The sequence below is a fragment of the Microcystis sp. M083S1 genome (assembly GCF_020246405.1).
Taxonomy (GTDB): Bacteria; Cyanobacteriota; Cyanobacteriia; order Cyanobacteriales; family Microcystaceae; genus Microcystis; species Microcystis aeruginosa_C.
Map to the genome: position 1 here is coordinate 1 of NZ_JADBTB010000153.1, position 6,047 is coordinate 6,047.

7 protein-coding genes and 1 tRNA gene are annotated in these 6,047 nt (G+C 45.5%); 5 read left to right on the forward strand and 3 right to left on the reverse strand.

Annotated features, from left to right (window positions below; all coding sequences use genetic code 11):
* Together IM450_RS14615 and IM450_RS14620 are read left to right on the forward strand one after the other, a co-directional pair.
* Nucleotides 1-562: DUF2887 domain-containing protein (locus IM450_RS14615; protein ID WP_287664378.1), on the forward strand; the 562-nt coding region annotated here is incomplete at its 5' end.
* Nucleotides 552-872, forward strand: coding sequence for a DUF4351 domain-containing protein (locus IM450_RS14620; protein WP_287664380.1), 321 nt, complete (start codon nucleotides 552-554; stop codon nucleotides 870-872). The genes IM450_RS14615 and IM450_RS14620, both read left to right, overlap by 11 nt.
* A 116-nt stretch (nucleotides 873-988) precedes the next feature.
* Here IM450_RS14620 and IM450_RS14625 read toward each other — a convergent pair.
* Together IM450_RS14625 and IM450_RS14630 are read right to left on the reverse strand one after the other, a co-directional pair.
* Nucleotides 989-1,070: transfer RNA gene (locus IM450_RS14625), tRNA-Leu, on the reverse strand.
* A 54-nt stretch (nucleotides 1,071-1,124) separates the two neighbouring features.
* Nucleotides 1,125-1,805 carry a hypothetical protein gene (locus IM450_RS14630; RefSeq protein WP_287664383.1) on the reverse strand — a complete coding sequence of 227 codons (681 nt, stop codon included), beginning with the start codon at nucleotides 1,803-1,805 and terminating at the stop codon, nucleotides 1,125-1,127.
* 123 nt (nucleotides 1,806-1,928) lie between these two features.
* Here IM450_RS14630 and IM450_RS14635 point away from each other — a divergent pair, with 123 nt between their 5' ends.
* Complete coding sequence (locus IM450_RS14635; protein ID WP_287664385.1) at nucleotides 1,929-2,984, forward strand: ABC transporter ATP-binding protein; 1,056 nt, start codon at nucleotides 1,929-1,931, stop codon at nucleotides 2,982-2,984.
* 153 nt (nucleotides 2,985-3,137) lie between these two features.
* On the opposite strand, the gene rimK is transcribed toward IM450_RS14635, so the two are convergent.
* Entirely contained in the window at nucleotides 3,138-4,043 is a 906-nt protein-coding gene (rimK, locus tag IM450_RS14640; RefSeq protein WP_002742468.1) for a 30S ribosomal protein S6--L-glutamate ligase, read from the reverse strand.
* Nucleotides 4,044-4,386: 343 nt separating this feature from the next.
* Between rimK and rlmN the strand changes: the two genes are divergently transcribed.
* Nucleotides 4,387-5,400 carry a 23S rRNA (adenine(2503)-C(2))-methyltransferase RlmN gene (rlmN, locus tag IM450_RS14645; protein WP_287664388.1) on the forward strand — a complete coding sequence of 338 codons (1,014 nt, stop codon included), beginning with the start codon at nucleotides 4,387-4,389 and terminating at the stop codon, nucleotides 5,398-5,400.
* A gap of 281 nt (nucleotides 5,401-5,681) precedes the next feature.
* Nucleotides 5,682-5,906 carry a phycobilisome linker polypeptide gene (locus IM450_RS14650; protein ID WP_002732223.1) on the forward strand — a complete coding sequence of 75 codons (225 nt, stop codon included), beginning with the start codon at nucleotides 5,682-5,684 and terminating at the stop codon, nucleotides 5,904-5,906.
* Nucleotides 5,907-6,047: the final 141 nt, after the last annotated feature.

The window sequence follows — 6,047 nt, forward strand, 5'->3', positions numbered from 1 at the left end:
CACCCGCAGCCTAGAACAAAGTAACACCCATCCCTACCGAGCGCTGCTCAATTGTCCTCAGGTGCATCGAATTTATCTGAAAGAATTAGGGGAAATTCAGCAGTTACCCCTAGGAGTTGCCTTAATGGTACTCACTACTGTGGAAGAAACCCAAGCACCAGAAAAAGCCCGCTATTTACTGGCACGAACCCAAGAGCAAATTGCAGATACAGAAGCCAGTCGCGCCATAATAGAAATGATTGCCACAATTATGGTCTATAAATTTACTAACTTGAGTCGGCAGGAGGTGGAAGCAATGCTAGGACTACAATTGGCAGATACAAGGGTATATCGTGAAGCCAAGGAAGAAGGACGACTGGAAGGACGACTGGAAGGACGACTGGAAGGGGAATCTGCCCTGATTTTGCGTCTGTTGCAACGTCGCTTTGGTGGGGTGGATGAGGTGTTGGCTGCCCGAATTCAGGCTCTAGAAATCGAGCAATTAGAGTCCTTAGCTGAGGCTTTGTTGGATTTTACAACCTTAAACGACCTAGTGCTTTGGCTAAATCGCTATGGTCTATAAATTTACTAACTTGAGTCGGCAGGAGGTGGAAGCAATGCTAGGACTACAATTGGCAGATACAAGGGTATATCGTGAAGCCAAGGAAGAAGGACGACTGGAAGGACGACTGGAAGGACGACTGGAAGGAGAATCTGCCCTGATTTTGCGTCTGTTGCAACGTCGCTTTGGTGCAGTGGATGAGGTATTGGCTGCCCGAATTCAGGCTTTAGAAATCGAGCAATTAGAGTCCTTGGCTGAGGCTTTGTTGGATTTTACAACCTTAAACGACCTAGTGCTTTGGCTAAATCGCTACTCGCAACCGCTTAACTAAACTTAGTCAAACCTAAGCCACCTGAAAGGGTGAGTTGGGAAATTTTGATGGCCAAATATCCATCCCTGACGATGGGTGACAAGGGCAATTCTTGTCAGAGGGCAGATAAAAGTTTATGCGGATGGCGAGACTCGAACTCGCAAGGCGTAAGCCACACGCCCCTCAAACGTGCGTGTCTACCAGTTCCACCACATCCGCTTGATTTTAGCTTAACCATTATAGCACAGAAAAAAAATAATCTGCAAGCAAATTTTAAAAATTACTGCCGCACAAGCTTCGCGCCACCTGAGTTAGTACGGATAAACCCTTTAGGGAACCTTGAATCAAATGGAAGGCCGGGAGAGGACGGATTAACATTTGTCGAGCTAGGGGCAATGGTCGCAGCTGACCTTGATTATCAATTGCCGGGGCTAAATCGGGTAAGTCCTGTGTCACCTCGTCGCTAATCACGCGCACAATTGCCACTTTTTGCCCGCGTAAAGCCGCTAAAATCCTTGCTCCTTCCATATCTACCACTTCATAGCCCCCCTGTCCTAAACCTCGTTTTTCCTCGGACTGGCTAATCAGGCGATCGCTGGTTAAACCTTTAACGAGACTATATCCGGTTAATTGGGCGATTTCTGCGGTTATTTCTGGTTCGCACTGCCAATAACTCCCCTTTTCTGCGCCACAACCTTGATAGATTACCCCATCTCCGACCCGATAGCGATCGCTGAGACTGCCCGCTAATCCCATCAGCACAATTTTTCCTGTAAACTTATTAAGAAATTCTAGAGATTGCCTAGAGACTGGGGAACTGTCGAGGAATTCTGGAGCGCCAAGGTTAATCGGGATAATTTGCGGGGCTAAATCGCCGATTTTCCTTAATCCTCGACGGATTGAGCTATGCTCGGCCCCCCGGGGAACAAGAATAATATCTTCAGGTGTGAGCATGAAATTTTTGAGAAAGTTTCCTAATTAGTCCATTGAGATGTTATAAATAATAATAGTGAACTAATTAGGAATAATTCTTAAGTAAATGGCCCTGCCACTGACTGGGCGATTGTCTTTCCCACCATGAAAAAGTCTGTCATTCTGCGTTTATCCGAGGTTAACAAGCGTTTTCCCGCTTCTCCTACTCTAGCTGTCGATAATATCAGTTTTAGTTTAACAGAGGGCGAAATTCTCGGATTATTGGGTCCGTCGGGCTGCGGTAAAACCACTCTGCTGCGGATGATTGCGGGATTTGAAAAACCATCTCAAGGAGTGATTGAATTGGGAGGGCGAATAGTTGCCGACGAAAAAACCTTTATTCCCCCGGAAAAACGCAATACAGGCATGGTTTTTCAGGATTACGCTCTTTTTCCCCATTTAACCATCGCTGAGAATATCGCCTTTGGGTTAAAAAATTCTGGGGAGAAATTATCGAGCAAAGCTATTAACGCTAGGGTGGCGGAAACTTTGGGTTTAGTCGGACTGCAAGGACTAGAAAAACGTTATCCCCATCAGCTATCAGGAGGACAACAGCAAAGAGTCGCCCTCGCCCGCGCTTTAGCCCCAAAACCCTCTTTAATCCTCTTAGATGAACCTTTAAGTAATCTCGATGTGCAGGTCCGGCAACGCTTACGACACGAGATCCGTCATATCCTGAAAGCGACTGGTATCTCGGCCATTTTTGTCACCCACGACCGGGAGGAAGCAATGGTGATCAGTGACACAATTGCGGTCATTTGTCAAGGAAAATTAGAACAAATTAACAATCCCGAAGCAATTTATAGTCATCCGGCCTCGCGATTCGTGGCCGAGTTTGTCACCCAAGCTAACTTTCTCCCCGCTAGACGGAAGGGGGAACAATGGCAAACCGAGATAGGACTCTGGGAAATTGCCGATGGTCAAGATTTGGACAAAGGGGAATTGATGTTGAGAGAGGAAGATGTCAAAATTAAACCGGATGAGACGGGAGATCTGGTTATTTGCGATCGCCAATTTTTAGGGCGGGAATACCGTTATTGTCTGCTAACGGCCACCGGCAGCCAAATCCACGCTAGAACAACGATTAACACCCAATTAGACATCGGTACAAAGGTAAAACTATCGATTATTCCCGATAGCGTCCGTGTATTTGCCGACTGATAACTGATACTAAATCCTGTTTAAGGGGTGTGGGGTGTGGGGTGTGGGGAGCTTTTTCAGTAAAAAGGCAGCTCCGAGCTTATCGCTTAATACTATTGACTGATAACTTACCCACTGATAACTGATAACTGATAACTGATGCAAGGCTGACGGCTAATATTGATATCGATCGCGATTTAGGACTAAGGTGGCATTTTTAGCGACAAAATCGATAATTTTTTTGGCCACATCCACACCGGTGGCCGCTTCTATTCCTTCTAAACCGGGAGAGGAATTGACCTCGATAACCACAGGCCCGTGATTAGACCGTAATAAGTCCACACCCGCAACCCGTAAACCCATGGCTTTAGTGGCCCGTATAGCCGTACTGCGTTCCTCTGGGGTTAATTTTATCTTTTCTGCTTTGCCACCCCGGTGAAGATTAGAACGAAAATCCCCCTCGGCCCCCTGTCGTTTCATCGAGGCTACCACTTTTCCATCGATGACAAAACAGCGCAGATCTGCCCCACTGGCCTCTTTAATATACTCTTGTACTAGAATATTAGCCTCTAATTGCCGAAAAGCTTCAATAACTGACTTGGCTGCTTGGTCTGTTTCCGCTAAAACTACCCCAATACCTTGGGTTCCTTCTAATAATTTAATCACGAGAGGGGTGCCGCCGACGGTTTCGATTAAACCATCGATATCTTCAATTGCGTGAGCAATTCCCGTCACCGGTAAACCTATCCCTTCCCTAGCGAGGATTTGCAGACAACGCAATTTATCCCGCGACCGGGAAATTGCTTGCGAGTCGTTGGCAGTAAAAACATTCATCACCTCGAATTGTCGGACGACTGCGGTTCCATAGAAGGTTTTTGAGGCGGCAATGCGGGGAATAATCGCGTCAAAACTCTCCAAGGGTTTACCGTTATAGACAACCGTGGGTTTATGGGAGGTGATGTTCATGTAACAGCGCAAATAATTGATCACTCGCACCTCATGGCCTTGAGCTTCTCCCGCTTCTTTCAGTCGCTTGGTGGAATAAAGAGAAGCATCTTGGGATAAAATAGCGATTTTCATAAATTTTCGCTTAAATATTGATTTTACAACTGAATAGCTCTCTATTCCCCCATATTGGCTTGTTTGGCCGGCAACTCATAAAATTTCTGCTCTCGATCGAAGTCCATCGATTATTATGGCACTGACAGTTCCCCTTGAACAGTTAGGTTAGGTGAAAAGTAAAAAAGATCAAGCTTAAGACTAGATTTGTTTTTGTCGTCAGGCTAAGTTTAAGTAGCTGGTTATAATTAAATTAAAAATGGATTTTGCCTTTAATCCCCCCTTAATAAGGTAGGGTTGATTCATGAATCAACCCTACCCTTGATAACGGGGGTGTCTGATAATTTTTAACGCCTACCTACTTATGACTTTACTAGCGAAATCTTTAGAGGAACTGACCGACTGGGTAAAAGACCAGGGACAACCCGCTTATCGGGGGAAACAATTACACCAATGGCTATACGAAAAAGGGGTGCATTCTTTGGCGGATATTTCCGTATTCCCCCAAGAATGGCGCAGCAAGCTGGCGGATTATCCTATCGGTCGTTCCCTTATACATTATCGCAGTGTAGCACCCGATCGCACCCGTAAATATCTGCTAAAACTGGCGGATGGTTTAATCATCGAAGCGGTGGGAATTCCTAGTGAAAAAAGATTGACAGTCTGTGTTTCTTCCCAAGTGGGTTGCCCGATGGCCTGTGATTTTTGTGCCACGGGAAAAGGGGGGTTTACTCGTAATTTAAAAGCTCATGAAATCGTTGACCAAGTGTTAACAGTACAGGAGGATTTTCAACAGCGAGTTAGTCATGTGGTGTTTATGGGTATGGGGGAACCTTTATTAAATATCCCCGAAGTAGTTACGGCGATTCATTCCCTTAATAAAGATGTGGGTATCGGTCAGCGTTGTTTAACTATTTCGACGGTGGGATTACCCCATAAAATCAAGCAACTAGCCGAACATAATTTGCAAGTAACTTTTGCTGTTAGTCTCCATGCTTCTAATCAACAAGTTCGAGCTAAATTAATCCCCAGTGCCGACCATTATCCCCTAACTAATCTGATCCAAGACTGTCAGGAATACGTTCAAATCACGGGACGAAGGGTGACATTTGAATACATTCTTTTAGCGGGAGTGAATGATTTACCTGAACACGCAGGGGAATTAGCCAAACTGGTGAAAGGTTTTCAATCTCACGTCAATTTAATCCCCTATAATCCTATTCAGGAGGTGGATTATCAACGGCCTGATGAAAAGAGAATTAAGGCTTTTAAAACTATTTTAGAACAGGAAAAAGTCGCCGTTACTGTCCGTTATTCCAGAGGTTTAGCGACCGATGCGGCCTGTGGACAATTGCGATCGAGCGTTATGGTACAATAAACGGCCGTAAATCAGCCATTAACTAGGGTTGGCTGAATAAATCTAAAAACCTTGTTGGGTAAGACGTTTAGACTTTTGGAAAATCAAAAAGTGCCAGCCATTGGAGGGATCGGGGGGAAATTTCAGGGGAAAAGTACCTTAAAATAAAACCCTACACCCTACACCCTACACCCCACACCCTGGCCCCACGAGAAACTTTTTGCCGCAAACCCTAACTAGATTGCTAGTCTCCCTGCTAGGCTAAACTAGAGAACTATAACATCAATGTAGGAGCCATTTCGATGCAAAGTCTCTCTAGTGCCAAAGAAAATCGCCTTTTTGTCTATGAAGTCGTCGGTTTGAGTCAAAATGACAATACTGATAACCTAGATTATTCTATCCGTAAGAGTGGCAGTGTCTTTTTGACCGTTCCCTATAGCCGCATGAATCAAGAAATGCGTCGGATTACCCGTTTAGGCGCTCGCATCGTCAGCATTAAACCCTTAAACGCTGCTGCGGCCGAGTAGTTCATCGGAAATTTTGGGTCTGAAACCCCGCCGTTCTAGGTTGGCTTTACGTTAGAATTAAAAGGCCAGTCTCGAAAACCAAGTGGACGGCGCAGCACCTTGAAAACTCGGCTTAGGGGGTTCCGACCAGAAAAGCTTGGC